At 75.0% G+C, this 17,362-nt stretch carries 15 protein-coding genes; 8 read left to right on the top strand and 7 right to left on the bottom strand.

What is annotated here, in order from left to right; all coding sequences use genetic code 11:
- Positions 1-57 precede the first annotated feature (57 nt).
- A complete protein-coding gene (locus AB0Q99_RS18900; RefSeq protein ID WP_363573153.1) occupies positions 58-1,002 on the bottom strand; it encodes a hypothetical protein in 945 nt (314 codons plus the stop codon).
- Between the two features lie 118 nt (positions 1,003-1,120).
- On the opposite strand from AB0Q99_RS18900, the gene AB0Q99_RS18895 reads away from it, so the two are divergent.
- Complete coding sequence (locus AB0Q99_RS18895) at positions 1,121-1,621, top strand: inorganic diphosphatase (protein WP_363573151.1); 501 nt, start codon at positions 1,121-1,123, stop codon at positions 1,619-1,621.
- A gap of 100 nt (positions 1,622-1,721) precedes the next feature.
- On the opposite strand, the gene AB0Q99_RS18890 is transcribed toward AB0Q99_RS18895, so the two are convergent.
- Positions 1,722-2,981, bottom strand: a complete 1,260-nt coding sequence (locus tag AB0Q99_RS18890; protein ID WP_363573149.1) for a pyroglutamyl peptidase — start codon at positions 2,979-2,981, stop codon at positions 1,722-1,724.
- A gap of 229 nt (positions 2,982-3,210) precedes the next feature.
- Here AB0Q99_RS18890 and AB0Q99_RS18885 point away from each other — a divergent pair, with 229 nt between their 5' ends.
- Complete coding sequence (locus AB0Q99_RS18885) at positions 3,211-4,293, top strand: TerD family protein (RefSeq protein ID WP_363573147.1); 1,083 nt, start codon at positions 3,211-3,213, stop codon at positions 4,291-4,293.
- Between the two features lie 513 nt (positions 4,294-4,806).
- Here AB0Q99_RS18885 and AB0Q99_RS18880 read toward each other — a convergent pair.
- Positions 4,807-5,775 carry an NAD-dependent epimerase/dehydratase family protein gene (locus AB0Q99_RS18880; protein WP_363573145.1) on the bottom strand — a complete coding sequence of 323 codons (969 nt, stop codon included), beginning with the start codon at positions 5,773-5,775 and terminating at the stop codon, positions 4,807-4,809.
- Between the two features lie 395 nt (positions 5,776-6,170).
- On the opposite strand from AB0Q99_RS18880, the gene AB0Q99_RS18875 reads away from it, so the two are divergent.
- The 5 genes from AB0Q99_RS18875 to AB0Q99_RS18855 all read left to right on the top strand — a co-directional run bounded on the left by AB0Q99_RS18875 (position 6,171) and on the right by AB0Q99_RS18855 (position 13,020).
- On the top strand, positions 6,171-8,936 hold the full coding sequence (locus AB0Q99_RS18875; protein ID WP_363573143.1) for an SdrD B-like domain-containing protein: 2,766 nt from the start codon (positions 6,171-6,173) through the stop codon (positions 8,934-8,936).
- A 139-nt stretch (positions 8,937-9,075) separates the two neighbouring features.
- Positions 9,076-9,870, top strand: a complete 795-nt coding sequence (locus tag AB0Q99_RS18870; RefSeq protein ID WP_363573141.1) for a hypothetical protein — start codon at positions 9,076-9,078, stop codon at positions 9,868-9,870.
- A gap of 211 nt (positions 9,871-10,081) precedes the next feature.
- A complete protein-coding gene (locus AB0Q99_RS18865) occupies positions 10,082-10,651 on the top strand; it encodes a Uma2 family endonuclease (protein ID WP_363573139.1) in 570 nt (189 codons plus the stop codon).
- A 231-nt stretch (positions 10,652-10,882) separates the two neighbouring features.
- Positions 10,883-12,382, top strand: a complete 1,500-nt coding sequence (locus AB0Q99_RS18860) for an MFS transporter (protein ID WP_363573137.1) — start codon at positions 10,883-10,885, stop codon at positions 12,380-12,382.
- On the top strand, positions 12,379-13,020 hold the full coding sequence (locus AB0Q99_RS18855) for a maleylpyruvate isomerase N-terminal domain-containing protein (protein WP_363573135.1): 642 nt from the start codon (positions 12,379-12,381) through the stop codon (positions 13,018-13,020). The genes AB0Q99_RS18860 and AB0Q99_RS18855 overlap by 4 nt, the downstream gene beginning before the upstream one ends.
- Positions 13,021-13,158: 138 nt before the next feature.
- On the opposite strand, the gene AB0Q99_RS18850 is transcribed toward AB0Q99_RS18855, so the two are convergent.
- The 4 genes from AB0Q99_RS18850 to AB0Q99_RS18835 all read right to left on the bottom strand — a co-directional run bounded on the left by AB0Q99_RS18850 (position 13,159) and on the right by AB0Q99_RS18835 (position 16,557).
- Positions 13,159-13,998 carry an SAM-dependent methyltransferase gene (locus tag AB0Q99_RS18850; RefSeq protein ID WP_363573134.1) on the bottom strand — a complete coding sequence of 280 codons (840 nt, stop codon included), beginning with the start codon at positions 13,996-13,998 and terminating at the stop codon, positions 13,159-13,161.
- Positions 13,999-14,158: 160 nt separating this feature from the next.
- Positions 14,159-14,908 carry a hypothetical protein gene (locus AB0Q99_RS18845; RefSeq protein ID WP_363573132.1) on the bottom strand — a complete coding sequence of 250 codons (750 nt, stop codon included), beginning with the start codon at positions 14,906-14,908 and terminating at the stop codon, positions 14,159-14,161.
- A 306-nt stretch (positions 14,909-15,214) separates the two neighbouring features.
- Positions 15,215-16,213: a DUF1648 domain-containing protein gene (locus AB0Q99_RS18840; RefSeq protein ID WP_363573130.1), complete on the bottom strand. Its 999-nt coding sequence runs from the start codon at positions 16,211-16,213 to the stop codon at positions 15,215-15,217.
- Positions 16,210-16,557 (bottom strand): GntR family transcriptional regulator, encoded by a 348-nt coding sequence (locus AB0Q99_RS18835; RefSeq protein ID WP_363573128.1) that lies wholly within the window; start codon positions 16,555-16,557, stop codon positions 16,210-16,212. Before AB0Q99_RS18835 ends, AB0Q99_RS18840 begins: the two co-directional genes overlap by 4 nt.
- A gap of 253 nt (positions 16,558-16,810) precedes the next feature.
- Here AB0Q99_RS18835 and AB0Q99_RS18830 point away from each other — a divergent pair, with 253 nt between their 5' ends.
- Positions 16,811-17,359 (top strand): universal stress protein, encoded by a 549-nt coding sequence (locus tag AB0Q99_RS18830; RefSeq protein WP_363573126.1) that lies wholly within the window; start codon positions 16,811-16,813, stop codon positions 17,357-17,359.
- Positions 17,360-17,362: the final 3 nt, after the last annotated feature.

Raw genomic sequence — 17,362 nt, 5'->3', positions numbered from 1 at the left:
AGGCGTCACCGTAGGGGAATCGTGGGCGAAGTACTGCCGCCCCGTCAGTTCCGCCGCTCAATCGAGACCTGGGCCGACGGGGTGGGCCCGGATCCGGCGCGGCGGGTGCAGTTCGAGGCGCCAGGCGTGGGTGGTGTACGCGCCCATCCGGGTCGGGTGGCGTTCGACCAGGGTCGCGTCCAGCAGCGTCACGTCCGGCAGGGTCGCGTCTGGCGGAGTTGCGTCGGGCCGGGTCGCGTCCGGCCGGGACCCGGCCGGCAGGGTCACGTCCGGGCGGTCGGCGGTGCGGCGCAGCGAGCCGGTGAAGCGGTGCTGCCGGTCGGCGGCCAGCGGGTGCAGTTCGGCGAGGACGGCGTCGTCCAGGTCGTGCCCGACGGCCCGCAGCGTCCCGGCGTCGAGGACCAGGAGGGTGCCGTCCGGCAGCACCAGCGGCTCGGGGGCCTGCGGGTCGGCGAGCAGCGGGCCGCGTTCGATCCGCCCGCCGGGCAGCAGCCGCACCACCCGGCTCCGGGTCGGGCGGCGGCGGTCCGTCTCGACCACCCGCAGGCCGTCGCCGACGACGTAGTGCCCGTAGCTGGGCCAGGAGTCGACCGGGGTGCCGTCCCGGTCGTACGCCCAGGTGCGGAAGGTGTCGTAGCCCTCCAGTCCGAGCGCGAAGCGGCCGCCGTCCAGGGCCGCCGCGCGCTCGCCGCGCAGTTCGGCGACTGTGCTGCCGTCGGCGAGGTCGAGCAGCAGGGCCGGGCCGAGGTGGCCCCAGGCGGTGTAGTCGAAGGAGTCGGTGGTGACCAGCGCGCGGTCGGCGGAGAGGTGGGCCGCGTTCGGCCGCCCCGGGCAGGGCCGGCGCCAGCGGACCCGGCCGGTGGCGTCGACGCAGCGGAGTTCGCCGTCGCGGCCGTGCACCTCCAGCCCGTCCCGGCGGGCCAGCGGCCCCTCCGGGCGTCCCTGCGGCCGTCCGCCGCTCCTGCGTTGGTGGTCCGTGACGGTGACCTGCCAGCTCCCCATGGCGCGGATGGTAGTGGACTCGGCTGAACGGCGGAGGCGGTTTCGGATAGCGCCCGAACGGCCGACAATCTCTCCGGGAGTCCGTGAGCTCTCCCCAGGAGCCGAGGAGGAGGCCGCGGTGGAGTTCCAGGTGATGATCGAGATCCCGCAGGGGTCGCGGAACAAGTACGTGATGGACTTCGCGGCGGGCCGGATCCGCCTGGACCGCACCCTGTTCACGGCCACCCGGTACCCCGCGGACTACGGCTACGTCGAGGGCACCCTCGGTGGTGACGGCGAGCCGCTGGACGCCCTGGTGCTCGGTGGCGAACCGGCCGTCCCCGGCTGCGTGCTGACCTGCCGGACGGTGGGCATGTGGGTGATGCGCGACGAGCGCGGCCCGGACCAGAAGGTGCTCTGCGTCCCGGCCCGGGACCCGCGCTACGAGGCCCTGCAGGACATCGGCGACCTGCCCGAGTTCGACCTGCTGGAGATCACCCACTTCTTCCGGGTGTACAAGGACCTGGAGCGCGGCAAGTCCGTCGAGGGCTCGCACTGGGCGGACCGCGAGGCGGCCCACGCGGAGATCGCCGCGTCGCGGGTCCGGGCCCTGGGGACGCGCTTCGCCGGTCCGGTGTGAAGGGGCGGAGCGGGGGCGTGCGATCGTGCCCGGGGTGACAGCCCGCCGCCGCCCGCCGTGTGCCTGCAGGCCGCCCACCGCCCGCGCCGCGGGGTGTGGTTCAGAGGCGGGCACTGCTCAGGACGGCGCGGACCTGGTCGGCGATCGCGGCCTCGTTCTGCTCGAACTCCGGTGCGGTGAGGCGGTTCCGGTCGGCGGGGAGGCCGGTGAGGACCGGGGTGTGCAGGTGACCGCCGGGCAGGCCGGGGGCGAGGTCGAGGCGCAGCCGGTTGGAGCGGTAGGCGACCTCGTTGGAGAGGTACCCGCCGCCGCCTCCGGCGACCGCGCGGGAGCCGGCGGTGGGGCCGTCGGGGCGCACGACCGGATCGGTGGCGCCGGCCGGGATCTCGGTGACGGGGGTGTTGAGCAGGACCGGGTAGGGCTGCTGGACGGTCGTCATGGCGTCGGTGGGCAGGCTGGTGCGGATGAACTGGGGCCCGGCGGCCAGGCCGGGGGCGTCGACCGGGTGCCGGGTGGTCCCGCCGGAGAGGGCGCCGACGTTGTCGGTGGCCGGGTCGGCGGAGCGGGCCCGCCCGGCCCAGGCCTCCAGGGTGAACGTGCCGGGGTAGCCCTGGCTGATGCTGGTGATCAGGTCGGCGGACTGCGGGCCGGCCACCAGGTGCGGACCGAAGGCGCGTTCCACCATCCCCCGGTCGAAGTCGCCGTAGCGGACCGGCAGGACGACGGCCCGTACCTCGGCGGTGCTGCCGTCGGCGAGGGTGATCCGCCGTCCGTTCAGCTGCAGGACGGCCGCGCCGGAGGGGTTGGCGCGGCGCGGCTCGCTGTCCAGGCCGTACGGGTCGAAACCGCTGACGAAGATCCGGCGCAGGCCGGGCGCGGCACTGAAACGGTCGCCCAGGCCGCGCGAGGCGTCCTCGAAGCGGGCCCGCAACCCGGCGTGGTCGACGGCGAAACCGGGCTGCCAGTTCGCCAGTCGGACGGTCATGGCGAGCCGGGTCCAGTACAGCGGGCGGTCGTCGCGGGCGGGCAGTTCGCCGCTCGGCCGCCGGCCCTGGGCGCGGTCCACGCCGGCCTGCCAGAGCGCCCGGCCCCAGGCGTCCACCACCCGCTCCGCCCGGCGGGCGTCGTGGGTGGCGCACAAGGCCGCCGGGAAGCCGCGGAGCAGGTCGCGCAGGCCGGAGCGCTCGGTGAAGGCGGCCGTGCGGGTGTCCTGGAGGCGGGCCTGCTCGGCGTCGGGCGAGGCCGTGGTGGTGGTGCGGCAGCCGCCCGGATCGGCGTGGGCGGCGGCCGGGGCCAGCAGGGCGGCGAGCGTTCCGGTGAGGGCGGCGGCCAGCCCGGCGGTACGGCGAAGAAGTGTCATGTCCCTGACAATAGGTTCGGACCTGACGCCCCGCCAGGGTGCCGCCGCACGGCCCGCGGGCTGGGCGGGTGACAGCGCCCGACCTCACCCTCGAGACCCTGATCGCCGACCTGTGCGGCGGCGCCTCGCCGTACCGGCGTGCTCGTGCCGGCGGGCCGGGAACCGGTACGAGTTCTACAGCGTTGTCGTAGTCGAACAGCGGTACTCGTACGGTCGTGGAGGAAGTCCCATGAGTGTGGCCCTGACGAAGGGCGGCAACGTCTCCCTGAGCAGGCAGGCCCCCGGGCTGAGGGTGGCCCGGATCGGCCTCGGCTGGACGGTCGGAGCCGGGTACGACCTGGACGCCAGCGCGTTGCTGTGCGGGGCGGACGGGAAGGTCGGCGCGGACCGGAACTTCGTCTTCTTCAACAACCTGCGGAGCCCGGACGGCTCGGTCCGCCACCAGGGCGGCTCCGGCGGCGGGGCCGACCGCGAGCAGATCGAGGTCCGGCTCGCCGAGGTCTCCGCCGACGTGGAGAGGATCGTCTTCGCGGTGGCGATCTACGACGCGGCGCAGCGGCGCCAGAGCTTCGGGCAGGTCCGCGGCGCGTACGTCAGGGTCATCGATCCGGACGGCGGCACCGAGGTGGCCCGCTACGACGTGGCGCCCGAGGCGGGCAGCGAGACGGCGATGGTGTTCGGCGAGCTCTACCGGCACGGCGCGGACTGGAAGTTCCGGGCGGTCGGGCAGGGGTACGCCGCGGGGCTCGCGGGCATCGCCGCGGACTTCGGCGTGGACGTCCTGCAGCCCGCTCCGGCGGCCCCGCCGGCTCCGGTCTCGGCTGCGGCTCCGGTCTCGGCTGCGGCGAAGCCGGCCGGGTCGGCGGGACCGCCCGCACCGCCCGCGCCGGTGGTTCCCGCAGCAGCGCCCCCCGTACCGCAGACCCCGACAGCACCAGGGAGTTCCCCCGTGACGTGTTTCTTCGACCCCTCGCACGGCGCCGGTACGACGGCGGTGCTGTGGTCGCCGCAGTGGGGCGTGCCGCGCCAGATCGAGACCTGTGTCGCCTGCGCCCAGCGGGTGCAGACCACCGTCCCGCCGTTCTACACCCCGCAGCAGGGGTACCCGCAGCCCGTCCCGCAGCAGGGGTACCCGCAGGCACCCGGCCAGCAGGTCCAGCAGGGCCAGGGCGGCGGCCGGCGCTTCGGCGCCGGCGCGCTGATCGGCGCGGGCGCGGCGGGCCTGGTCGGCGGCGCGCTGCTGAACGAGGCGTTCGACGACGGACCGGAGGTCGTGGTCAACAACTACTACGAGGACGACGGCCTCTTCTGAGCGGTCGGGTGGCGCACCTGCGCTACGGGGGGCGAGGCCCCGGCCGGATCCGACGGCCGTACAACGCGACTGCGCGGTAAGGCCGTTCGCCTGCCCGGCAGCCCCGGCAGCCCCGGCGCCGCCGGCGCCCCGGGTGCGCTCCGCCTGCGCCCCGACGCACTGCGGCCCCGGCCCGGGAGATGTCCGGGCCGGGGCCGCAGCGGCTGCTGTACGGCGGTGGCGCACAGCAGTTCCGGGGGAGGGGGCGGCTCCGGTGGGCGCGGTCGAGGCGACCGGGATGGCACGCCGGGCGGGGTGGTCCTGCGCACCGGCGCGGCCCGCAGCGCCGCGCACCGAACAGGGCGCCGCGCCCACGGACGGACACCCTAGCGCGATTCGGACCCGGTCGTACCGCTCCCGGAGGGTGCGGATCCACGGGCCACGGGCCACGGGCCACGGGCCACGGGCCACGGGCCACGGGCCACGGGCCACGGGCCACGGGCCACGGGCCACGGGCCACGGGCCACGGGCCGCCTACCGCCGGTGCCAGGCGGCGAGGAGGTCGGCCTCCTGTTCGGGCGTCAGGGTCTCCGGCAGCGGCTCGAACGCGAGGACGTCCCGGGCGGTGTCGGCCACCGGGCGGAGCCGGAGGCCACTGGCGAGGGCGGCGGCCGGGTCGGCGGTGTTGGTGGCCCGGAGCTGCGGGCTGCCGGGCCACAGCGGGAGCGCCTGGTCCGGGACGCCGGCCGCGCGCAGGAAGTCCTCGGCGACCCAGGTGACCGTGGTGCCGGCCGGGGCGACCGCCGAGGCGACGGCGTCGAGGAGGTCGCCGAAGGTGAACGGCGGTGGTGTGGCGGCGTGGTGGGCTCCGGAGGCGTTCCGTTCCAGCAGGGCCAGCATCCAGACGGCGAGGTCGCGGGCGTCGACCACCTGGATCGGCGCGTCGGGCCGGCCCGGGGCCAGGACCTCGCCACCCCTTGCGAGGCGCTGCACCCAGTAGTCGAAGCGGTGGGTGTAGTCCTGGGGGCCGATCACGTACGTCGGGCGGACCAGTAGCGTCCCGGGGCCGAAGGCCTGCCGGGCCGCGCGCTCGCACTGCACCTTGAGGACGCCGTAGGTCTCGACGGTGACGGTGTCGGGCTCCGGGCCGTCGGCGGGGCGCAGCGGGGAGTCCTCGGTGAAGCCCGGGGCGGCCGGGGTGTCGTACACCGCCATGGACGAGACCAGGAGGTAGCGCCCGGCGGCGCCCGGGTCGATCGCGGCGGCCAAGTCCCGGATCTGGCGCGGGTAGTAGGCGCTGACGTCGACGGTGGCGTCCCAGTCGAGGCCGCGCAGGACGGACAGGTCGGCGTCGCGGTCGGCGATCAGGTGGGTGGCGTCGGGGAGCAGGTGGGCGCCGGACCTGCCCCGGTGCAGCACCGTGACGTCGTGCCCGGCGGCGAGGGCCGCCTCGGCGAGGTGGAGGCCGACGAATCTGGTACCGCCCATGATCAGTATGCGCATCGGACCATCGTGCCAGAGCGGGTTTCGGCCGCGCCGGGGTGGCGGTGCCGGTGCGGAAGTCGTCGCGGGGGTGGGTGAGATGGGGTGCGGTGTGCGCAGACCGGGCGGGACCTGTGTTCGATTGTCGACAGGTTCATGCGGTGTCCGGCGGCCGCGCCGGGCGATGGGTGGCGTTCCGTCGCAGGTCGGAGCGGTGGGCCGAGGTCGGAGGTGCCGTGCTGCGACGGCCGTCGAAACGCCTGATGCTTCGTCAAAGTTCCTTGTTTTCCTGCGAACTTCCGGGAGGCCGCTTTAAGCTCCCGTTAACAATGGCGGCTTTTCGCCACACGCGAACTCCCTCGCGAGGTCGGGCGGCAGGCCCCACCGGAATGCCCAACGTGACGATGAGAGCAGGGATGACGACGACCAGTGAACGAACAGCCGGAGCCGCACGCGGCCCGGACCGGTGGCGACCGGGCGGGCTCGGCCGCCGGACCGCGGGCGGCGCGGCGGCATTCGCCGTCGTGATCGGCGCCTGCTCGTTGGCCGCGGCCCCGTCGGCGTTTCCGCAGACGGGGGACGGCACGGTGACGGTCCGGGTGATCCGGGCCGTGGACACCAGCGGGGTGTGGACGCCCGTGCTGGAACCCGGGATCGCGGGCGTGAAGGTGACGCTCACGGACGACGCCGGGGCCGGCATCGAGGGCACCACGGCGGCCGACGGCACGGTGACGCTGGCCCCGGCCGCGAGCAAGGCGGCCGGCGGCAAGTACCGCGTGCAGGTGGTGAATCCGAAGCCCGGAGTGCTGTTTCCGGCCTTCGCCTCGCGCCAGGGACTGACGGGCGCGCCGAACCAGCTCAGCAGCAACGAGGAGTTCGTCGACCTCACCGGCGGCAAGAAGGTGGAACTCACCACGGGGCTGTGGAGCCCGGGTGACTACTGCCAGAAGAACGCGCCGCTGGTCTCGACCTGTCAACCCGCGCCCAGGGAAGGCGGATCGGCGCACACGCTGGTCTCCTTCCCGTACAGCGCCCGGGGCGTGGCCGGCACCGACGCGACCGTGACCGACCTGGCCACGGCCGACCAGACCGGCAACCTCTACGGCGTCGCGTGGAACCGGGCCGACAAGCGGCTCTTCGCCGCGGCCTCGGCCAAGCGCACCACGGCGTACGGCCCCGGCGGCCCGGGCGCGATCTACGTGACCGACCCGGCGAAGAAGACCACCACGCTCTTCGCGACCGTCCCGGACGCCGGCACGACGCCGCACGGCCCGGGCAACGACGACGCCTTCCTGCCCGCGGTGGGGAAGGAGAGCCTCGGCGCCGTCAAGATCACCGACGACGGCAAGGACCTGTTCGTCGTCAACCTCCACGACCGCAAGCTCTACCGCTACGACGCCACCGCGCCGACGGCGGCGGAGCCGAAGGCCGCGTACCCGATCCCGGACCCGGGTTGCCCGGCGGCCGGGGACTGGCGGCCGTACGGCCTCGGCCTGCAGGACGGCACCGGCTACCTCGGCGGCGTCTGCTCCGGCGAGTCGACCGGCAGGGCCTCGGACCTGCGGGCCGTGGTGCTGCCCTTCGACCCGGCCACCGGCGCGTTCAAGAAGGCCGTGCTGGACCAGCCGCTCGACTACCCGCGCGGCAGCACGGTCGGCGGGCCGTGCCCCGGCGCCGCCTGGTTCCCGTGGCAGGACACCTTCCCGGCCACCCAGAACGGACAGACCTGCACCGGCTACCTGGCCAACCCCGAGCCGGCCCTGGCCGAGATCGCGTTCGAGACCGACGGCTCGATGCTGATCGCCTTCCGGGACCGCTTCGGCGACCAGTCGGCGGCCGGACCGACGGCCGGCACGACGGCCAACGTCCTGCCCGGCGGTGACCTGAACAAGGCCTGCCCGGTGAACGGCGTCTACCTGCTGGACACCGACAACGGCTGCGGGGCCACCACCCGGGGCACCCGGTTCTTCGACAACAACCGCATCGGCCACAACAACGCCCTGAACGCCGGAATGGCGTTCTCCAAGGCCGAGGACTCCATCGCGACCTCGGGCTACGACACCAACGGCATGGCCTTCGGCTACGGCCCGGCCTTCGACAAGCGCGACGGCAAGGCCGACGGAGGCCTGCGGCTCAACCCGGCCGGGTCGGTCCCGCCGTTCGGCAAGGGCGCCGCGATGGGCGACCTCGAAGTGCTCTGCGACCAGGCGCCGCTGCAGATCGGCAACCGGGTCTGGTACGACCCCGAGCGCAGCGGACTCCAACTGCCGGGCCAGCGCCCGGTGCCGGGCGTCACCGTCCACCTGTACGACGAGGCGGGGAAGCTGGTCGGCACGGCGAAGACGACGGCGCGCGGCGAGTACTACTTCGACGACAGCAACGTCGAGGGCGGCCTCAAGCCGAGGACGAAGTACACGATCAAGCTGGACGAGCCGGCCGACTACGCCAAGGACGGCCCGCTGTACCAGTGGGTGGCCACCGAACACGACGTCGGTGACAACCACTTCATCGACTCCAAGGGCATCGTCCCCGCGGGCGGCAAGTACCCCGAACGGGCGCTCACCACCGGCGGGCCCGGGGAGAACGACCACACCTACGACTTCGGCTTCCGCCAACAGGAGGGCGCGCTGCGCCTGGTCAAGCACGACCAGGACGGCAAACCGCTGGCGGGCGCCACGTTCCAGCTGTGGCACGAGACGAACGGCACGGACGGGCTGCAGCCGACCGGCGACAAGCCCGACACCAAGGTGGGCGAACCGTGCACGACCGGGGCCGACGGGCTCTGCCAGGGCAGGGGCGTGCCGGGCACGTACTACTGGCAGGAACTGAGCCCGCCGGAGGGGTACTCGGCCCCGGAGGTCACGGTGTTCGGGCCGCTCGTGCTCAGCGCGGGCAACCTCGACGACGGGGTCTCGGTGACGGCGGTCAACCGGCTGATCCCGACCCCGACGCCGACGGCCACGCCCACACCGACCGGAGCCCCGACGCCGCCGCCGACGTCGACCCCGGTCCCGGCGCCCCCGGAGCCCCCGGCCCCGCCGGCTCCCGCGCCCGGGCACCTGCCCAACACCGGTGCGGGCACGGCGATCCCGTTCGCCGTGGCGGGCGCGGCGGTGTTGCTCGCCCTCGGCGCGGCGCTGGTGCTGCTGGCCCGTAGGCGCAGGGCCGTCCGGCAGGACTAGCAGGCCCTGAGCGGGCACACCGGCACGGGCACCGGCACTGGCACCGGCACTGGCACGAGAGCGTGCCGGTGCCGGTGCCGGACCCGTCCGGGCGTTCGCACCGTTCACCGACGACCGACCCCCGAGAGAAGGCGCCCGCATGACCCGGAAGGCGAAGACCGACACCCGCAGGCCCCGTCGGCGCCGCGGGCTCCCGACCCTGATCGCGATCGCGGTCGCGGTGTGCGGCACCGCGGCGGGTGGCCTGGTCGTCTACCGGACGGTCTCCGACGAGGCCACCGAACGCCCGGTGACCACGGACGAGGCCTCCCGGCTGGCCCTGTCGCGGCTGAACCTCTACCAGGCCAGCCCGGTGGCGGTGACGCTCACGGCCGACGAGGGCGGGGGCGTCGGCATCCGGGTCGAGGGCGTCGTGGACTACCGGACCCACCGGGGGGTCGGCCGCTACCGGACCACCGGGGCGAGCGGGCCGCGCGACCACGGTCTGGTCGTCTGGGACACCGGCGGCCTCGGCCTGGCCCCCGAACCGGCCGGCGTCGACGGCCCGGCGTGGCAGCAGGCCGAGCACGTGCCGCGACAGGGCTGGTCGCCGCGCTCCTACACCGCCGACCCGCTGGACGCCGGGCTGCGCCTGGTGGTCCAGCTCGGCGCGGACCGCCCGGACAACCCGCTGCTGCTCGCCCAGTCCGGCGCCCGCTGGCTGGGCCGGGACCGGATCGACGGCCGCGGCTACGACCGCTTCGCCGGACCACGTGCCCAGGGCGCCGCGCCCGACGCCGGACGCTCGCCGCTGACGTACTGGGTCGACGGCGAGGGCGCGCTCCGGCGGGTGACGATGCGGATGACCGGCCTGGGCACCCCGACCACGGCCGACTTCTCCGGCCGCGACGGCAGCGTCGCCAGGCTCCCCGAGGCCCCGTGGCTCGCCGGCTGACGACACCCGGCTGTGGCGGCGCCCGGCGCCCGAGGGCCTGCGGGGAGCCGACCAGGACAGGCCGGGCCAGGCCTGGTCCCGCGATGGTCGGGGAGCGGGCCGATCCGGTCGTGACCCACATCCAGAACGGCCAGGATCCGTCAGCTCGGCCGGGCGCGGCCGCGCAGCCGGGTGGTCTGGGGGAGGATCCGACCTGGAAGGGAGACCCGTTGTGAGTACGGCACCCCACGTCCCTGGCGACTACACCACCGTCAGCGACCCCGAGCGGGCCTTGAAGTACGCGATCCGGCACATCGCGGGCGACCGCGCCGAGATCATCGAGGGAGTCATCACCCCCATGTCGCCGTCGTGGGCGCACGAGTCCGCTGCCGAGGTCGTCCGCCGTCAGATCACCCCCCGACTGGAACAGCTCGACCTCGTCTCGGGATCCGGCAGCCTCGACCTGCCCGGCAGCCAGAACTGGTACATCCCGGACCTGGCCGTGGTGCCCGTGGGACTCGCCGAGAAGACCGAGGGTGCGCTGCTGCCGGACCAGACCCTTCTGATCGTCGAGGTCGGTTCCCCGTCGAACGCGGAGACGGACCGGGTCGTCAAGCGCCGCCGCTACGGCCAGTACGGTGCGCCGCTGTACCTCCTCATCGACCGGCAGGAGCGCAGCTGCACGCTGTTCAGCGAGCCGACCCGCCTCGGTTACGCCCGGGAGAGCGGCCCGCACCCCTTCGGCACGCCCGTCCACCTCCCGGAGCCCTTCGACCTCGACCTCGACACCGGTCGGCTGTAGCTGCGAACCGCCCGCCGTGGACGGCCCGATCTGCGGGGGTGGAGGGTGCCCGCGATCCGGTTCCGCCGTTCGAGTGATACGGCGGGGGTGCGAGGCGGGGGCCGGGGCGGTGCGCCCGGGGGGCCCGGCCCGGGTGGCGGGGCGGGGTGGGCCGGGCGACGATGGGCCGGACCGGGCCCGTCGACACTCCCGGGCAGCAGGCCGCCCCCGGACACCGGGAAGAGGCACCCCATGAACCCCGAACCCCCGCGCACCACCGCGCACCCGGACCAGCCCGGCGCCCCCGCCGTGGCCGGGCCGGCCGAGGCGCGGCGCTGGCGGGCGCTCGCGGTCTGCCTGGTCGCCGGGTTCATGACCCTGCTGGACGTCAGCATCGTGAACGTCGCCCTGCCGACCGTGCGGGTCGGGCTGCACATGTCGGAGAGCGGACTGCAGTGGGTGCTCAGCGGCTACGCGCTGGCCTTCGGCCTGGTGCTCGTCCCGTCCGGGCGGCTCGGCGACGCGCGCAGCCGGCGGGCCGTCTTCCTGACCGGGCTCGCCCTGTTCACCGTGGCCAGCGCGCTGGCCGGGGCGGCGCAGAACCAGGAGTGGCTGGTGCTGGCCCGGCTGTTCCAGGGCGCGGCGGGCGGCGTGCTCGTCCCGCAGGTGTCCGGCTTCATCCAGACCCTCTTCCAGGGCGCCGAGCGCGGCCGGGCGTTCGGTGCGCTCGGGGCCACCATCGGCCTGTCCACCGCCGTCGGCCCGCTGCTCGGCGGGCTGCTGATCCACCTCTTCGGCCCGCAGGACGGCTGGCGCTGGGTGTTCCTGGTCAACCTGCCGATCGGGGTCGTCGCCTTCCCGATCGCCCGCCGGCTGCTCCCGCCGCCCCGGCCCGCCGCCGAGCGGGCCGGGCACCGCGACTTCGACCCGGTCGGCGTGCTGCTGCTCGGCGCGGGCACGGTCGCGCTGCTGCTGCCGTTCGTCCAGTCGCAGCAGTGGCACAGCCCGGCCCGCTGGCTGCTGCTGCCGGTGGCGGCGGCGCTGTTCGCGGCCTTCGTCGGCTGGGAGGTGCACTACGGGCGGCGGCGCGAGCCGCTGGTGAGCATGGCGCTGTTCGCGGTGCGCCCGTACGCGGCGGGGGTGCTGTTGTCGCTGGTGTACTTCGCCGGGTTCACCGCGATCTTCTTCATCTTCACGCTGTACCTGCAGGCCGGACTGCACTACTCGGCGTTGGCGGCGGGCCTGGCGATCACCCCGTTCGCGGTCGGCTCGGGCGTGGCCGCGATGGTGGGCGGGCGGCTGGTGAGCCGGCTCGGCCGACGGCTGGTGGTGGTCGGGCTGCTGCTGGTGCTGGCCGGCCTGCTGGCCTCGGCGCTCGCGGTGCAGCTGTGGTCGGGCCCCCGGGTGGGGTGGACGACGGTGCTGCCGCTGCTGGTCGCCGGGGTCGGCAGCGGGTTGGTGATCGCCCCGAACCAGACGCTGACCCTCCAGCAGGTGCCGGTCGCCCGGGCGGGCAGCGCGGGCGGTGTGCTGCAGACCGCGCAGCGGGTCGGCTCGGCGGTGGGCATCGCCGTCGTCGGCTCGGTGTTCTTCGCCCACGCCCAGGGCCGCCACCCGGACTGGGCGACGGCCTTCCAGCTGGGCGTGTGGGTCGCGGCGGGGCTGGTGCTGGTGGCACTGCTGGTGGCGGTGGAGGACACGGTGTCGGGCCGGCTTCCGCGCGGGCGGGACAGCAGGGGGAACCGGTCGTGACGGATGCCCGGGCGGACTTCCTGGCGGCGGCCGGCGCGGCCGAGCGGCTGCTGCGCCGGCCCGAGGTGGCCGGGGCGTGGCGTCGGCCGAGCGCGCTGGCGCAGTGGAGCGTCGGCGGGCTGGCCGGGCACCTGGCCTATCAGGTGCTCTGCGTGCCGGAAGCGCTGGCCACCGCCGCGCCGACCGAGGAGACGGTCGGTCTGCTGGACCACTACGCCCGGGTGGCGTGGATCGGCGCGGCGCCCGACGCGGACGTCAACGTGCGGATCCGGCAGGGCAGCGAGGCGGTCGCGGCCGCCGGGCCGACGGCGCTGCACCGCCGGGTCGCCGGCGCGGTCGCGGACCTGACCACCGCCCTGGCGACGGCGGACGGCGACCGGCCGGTCCGGTTGCCGATCTGGGGGCCGTGGTCGCTGGCCCTCGACGACCTGCTGGCGACCCGGACGATGGAACTGGCCGTCCACGCCGACGACCTGGCGGTCAGCGTCGGCGTTCCGACCCCCGGACTCCCGCCGGAGACCGCCGACGCGGTGGCCGGGCTGCTGGCCCGGCTGGCCGTGCGGCGCCACGGCTGGGTGGGCGTGCTGCGGGCGCTCAGCCGGGCCGAGCGGGCGCCGGGGAGCATCGCGGCGTTCTGAACAGTTCGTCGGCCGTCCGGCGGTGGCGTCCGGCGGTGGCGTTCGGTAGGGGCGGGGCGGGGACGGGGGCCGAGACCGGCACCAGGGCGGTGCCGGTCAGGGAGTCGCGGGTGTCCGGTCCCGCCCCCTCGGTACCGCTCAGCGCTTGATCGCCACGCCCGCGTACATCGCGATGTCCTGGTCGCGGACGGGCGCGGCGTCGGCGTCCGGGCGCCAGTGGTGGACCAGCGTGACGCCCGGGTCGAGCAGGTCGTAGCCGTCGAAGAAGGCCTCGGTCTCGGCCTTGTCGCGGATCTGCAGCGGGATGCCGCGCGCGTTGTACTCCCGGCCGACGCCGCCCACGCCCACCGGGTCGGTGTCGCCGGTGAAGACGGTCAGCGCGAGGAAGCTGCCCGGCGCCAGGGCGTCCATGAAGCGGCGCACGATGCCCTGCGGGTCGTCCTGGTCGAGCACGAAGTGGACGATCGCGATCAGCGACAGCGCCACCGGCTGCGAGAGGTCGAGCACCTCGCGCAGCCGGGCGTTCTCGATGATCGACTCCGGGTCGCGGAAGTCGGCGTCCACGTAACAGGTCCGGCCCTCGGGCGTGCTGTCCATCAGCGCCCGCGCGTGGGTCAGCACGATCGGGTCGTTGTCCACGTACGCGACCCGGGCCCCGGGGGCGATCGCCTGGGCGATCTCGTGCACGTTCGGCGAGGTCGGGATGCCGGTGCCGATGTCCAGGAACTGCCGCACCCCGTACTGCTCGGTGAGGTGACGCACCGAGCGCTGCATGAAGTCGCGGGTGGTGCGCATCGAGATCGGCAGCGACGGCCAGGCCTGCACCGAGGCGTGCGCGGCGACCCGGTCCGCCTCGAAGTTGGTCTTGCCGCCGATGAGGTAGTCGTAGACCCGGGCGGAGTGCGGGACGTCCATCCGCAGGTCCACCGACGGGTAATCCTCCTGCGGACCGTGCTCGGCCCGGACCTCGTTCGCCATCTCGTCCTCCCGTTGGGGAACCGTCACCGGCCGCCGTGGTGGCGGTCCTTGGTGCGCATGGTAACGGTCGCCCGGTACGACAAGATGACGGGTTCTCGGTATCAGGTCTCGGGCACGGTCCTCGGATTGGGGCCTCGGGCTCGGGTGTCGGGTGCGGGGCTCAGGTCTGCGCCTCCGGGTGCCTCGCCTCCACCACCGCGCCGACCGGCTGCCGGGGCACGGCGGCCCGGTCGGAGTCGCCCCGGTGGTGCGCGGCCAGCTCGTACGCGGCCCCGATCCAGGCCGCACCGAACGACCACGTCGCCAGCCACTCGCACAGGTACAACGGCCGCACCGGCCAGTCGTCACCGACGCCCGTCGCCCCGGCGGCGACGGAGAGCAGCAGGGCGACCAGGATCAGCACCCCCGCCGCCAGGTAGGCCGCGCCGACCCTGGCCGGTTGGGTGGACCGGGGGTTGCGGAACGAGTAGAGGCAGAACAGCGCCAGCATGACGAACAGCAGGCCGGCGAAGACCAGGTGGAGCACCCCGATGGTGCGCTGGACCTCCGACGCGCCCGTCGGGGCCGCCGGGCACAGCGCCACCCCGACCGCGAAGACTCCGGCCGCCGAACTCCACCGGTCGTCCCGGCGGTCGAAGCGGTAGCAGACCAGGAACACCCCGAGCGCGCACAGGGCGCCGACGAAGACGTTCCGCGTGTCGGTGTAGTACGAGGCGCTCATCGAGCCCGGCCAGAAGCCGTCCGTACTGCGCCCCGTCAGCTCGGTGGTCAGCCAGTTGCCGAACGGCAGGGCCGGCGGCAGCAGGATGCCGATCAGGCCGACGCCGAGCCGCAGGAACGTGACGGTCCGTTCGTCCTGGACGCCCCGCCGGGCGTCCGGGGAGTTCTGCGCGCGTGAGTCGTGAGTCACGGACGCCTCCTTGCATGCGTACGGGCGCGAGCGCCCGCGGACTTCTCGGGCCGTGGGGGGACAGGGCGGGGCGGTATCGACGGGCGCCGCCGCACCTGAACGGCCGTCAGCTTGTGTACCCGTAACGGCGTTCGAAGCACCACCGAATCGGGTGGTTTACCGCCCGGGCCGGCCGCCGGGGTTCCCCCGGTGACCAGCGTCGATGGGGCCGTCCGCCCGGCGGTGACCGCCGGACGGGAACTGCCCCTCGGGGGGCGCCCGTTGGGTGCCGTGCGTCGGGACCATGGTGGTGACGGCCGGGCGGGACTACCCGGTCGGCTGCCCGCTGCGCGCGATCAGGGCGTTGAGCAGGGCGGCGCCCCGCTCGGCGTCGTCGATGCTGACCGCGAAGTCGGTGCCCCGGCGGGTGCGCACCACCAGGCAGACGCCGCCGCGCAGCATCACCGTGGTGCCGAGCCCGTTGATCCGGTAGCCCCAGCCGCCCGCCTGCGCGACGGTGCGCAGCTCGGCCCGGGCCGAGACGAGCTCGGCGGGGGACCAGTGCCGGGCGGGCCGGCCGAACGGGCCGAAGCCGACGGTCAGGCCCCGGGTGGTCACCCGCGCCTGCACCGAGGAGCAGGCGAGGACGGCGCCGGCCGGGACCGCGAACGGCAGGACGAACGACCAGTCCAGCTCGGCCAGTCCGCTCACGGCCGCCAGCACACCCGCCGCCGCGACCAGCCCGAGCACGACGGCCAGCACCTGCAGCCACGGGTTCGCGACCCGTGAGAGCCAGACGAACCGCTCGCCCTCCGGCGCGTCCAGCACCGGCGCGTCCGCGGCCGGATCCTCCTCGACCCGGCCCCCGAACCGGCGGCCCGCCAGCCAGGCCAGCCCGCCGGCGGCGGCCGCGGCCACCAGGACCAGGAGCACGTCGACGTCCATCGGCGCGGCGTCCTGCCAGCGGGCGCGGTCCAGGTTGGCGTGCACGACGGCGGCCTGCGCCCCCGTCAGCAGCACCCCGCCGGCCACCAGCGTCGCCGCTCCGCCGCCGGGCGAGCGCACGGCGTAGTACCGCTGCAGCAGCACGGAAGTCAGCGCCAGGACCAGCCAGATGCCCGCCAGGAGCAGCGCGGACGCCGTCACCGGCATCGAACCGTCGGGTTCCCGGCCGTCCCAGTGGGTGGCCATCGGGTCCGGCAGCCGGTGGCGCGCCACCAGCGGCAGCGCGACCAGCAGCGCCAGCACGCCGAGCGACCAGGCCGCCGCCCCCCACAGCGCGCCCCGGTGGGCCGGCCTCGCCGGCCGTGATCCTTCGTCCGTCACGACATCCCCCTGATCATGTCCACGAGATCGTTCCTGCTGTAGCCGGACCGGGCCGCGTCCTCGATCAACTTCCTTACCCGATCGACCAGTTCGGACCGGGTGTCGGCGCCCGCCGCGATCGTGATGCCGCGGCCCCGGCGGAACTCCAGCACCCCCTCGTCGCGCAGCGTCCGCAGCCCGCGCAGCACGGTGTTGGTGTTCACCCCGAGCGCGAGGGACAGCTCCCGGGCGGGCGGCAGCTTGTCCCCGGGGGCGCACTCGCCCTCGGCGACGGCCCGTCTGATCGCTCCGGCGACCTGCTCGTGCAGTGGTCGGGTGTCCCCGATGTCCAGCTTCAGCAACATGGTGCTACTGACGATAGCACCATTCAAAACGCGGGTCGGGGTGCGAGCCCGGTCCGGCGGGCCGCTCCCGTCCACGCCGTATGGAGCGCGTTCGGATCGCCCCCCGCGCCGTCAGGGAGGCGTCAAGGAGTGCCGGCGGGCGCCCGGACCGGCGGTTGGGTGGAGGGCGCGGGACGCACGGCACCACGGCGTCCGGCGCGGGACGCGTGGCACAGGACGTGCGGCGCGGGCAACCACGACACGAGGACGGACCATGCAGGGCAGCGGGCGGCACCAGGGCGGCGCGGCACCCAGGGTGGTGGTCGGGGTCAGCGGGTCGCTGGGGAGTCTGGCGGCCTTGCACCAGGGCGTGGCCGAGGCGCGCGAGCGGGGTGCGGAGCTGCTGCCGGTCCTGGCCTGGGAGCCGCCGGGCGGTGAACTCGGCTACCGGCGCTCGCCCTGCCCGCCGCTGCTCGCGGCCGTCCGGGAAGCCGCCGAACAGCGCCTGCACGCGGCCCTCGACGCGGCCTTCGGCGGCGCCGACCCCGGGGTGCCGCTGCGCCCGGTGGTGATCCGCGGCGAGACCGGGCCCGCGCTGGTCCACGTCGCCGACCGGCCCGACGACCTGCTGGTCCTCGGCCGGAGCGGTGGCCTGCTGCGCCGACGGCTGCGGCGCTCGGTGTCCGGGTACTGCGCGCGGACCGCCGGCTGCCCGGTGCTGACCGTGCCGGTGCCCGAACTGCTCGTCGAGCTGCGCCAGTTGGAGGCCCACCCGGGTCGTGCGGCCTGGCCGCTGCCCGAACTCCTCCCGGCGAAGGGGTAGTCC

It is taken from the genome of Kitasatospora sp. NPDC086791 (genome assembly GCF_040685975.1).
Lineage (GTDB): Bacteria > Actinomycetota > Actinomycetes > Streptomycetales > Streptomycetaceae > Kitasatospora.
Note: the sequence above shows the minus strand (reverse complement) of the source record. Positions and strands in the feature narration are given on the sequence as shown.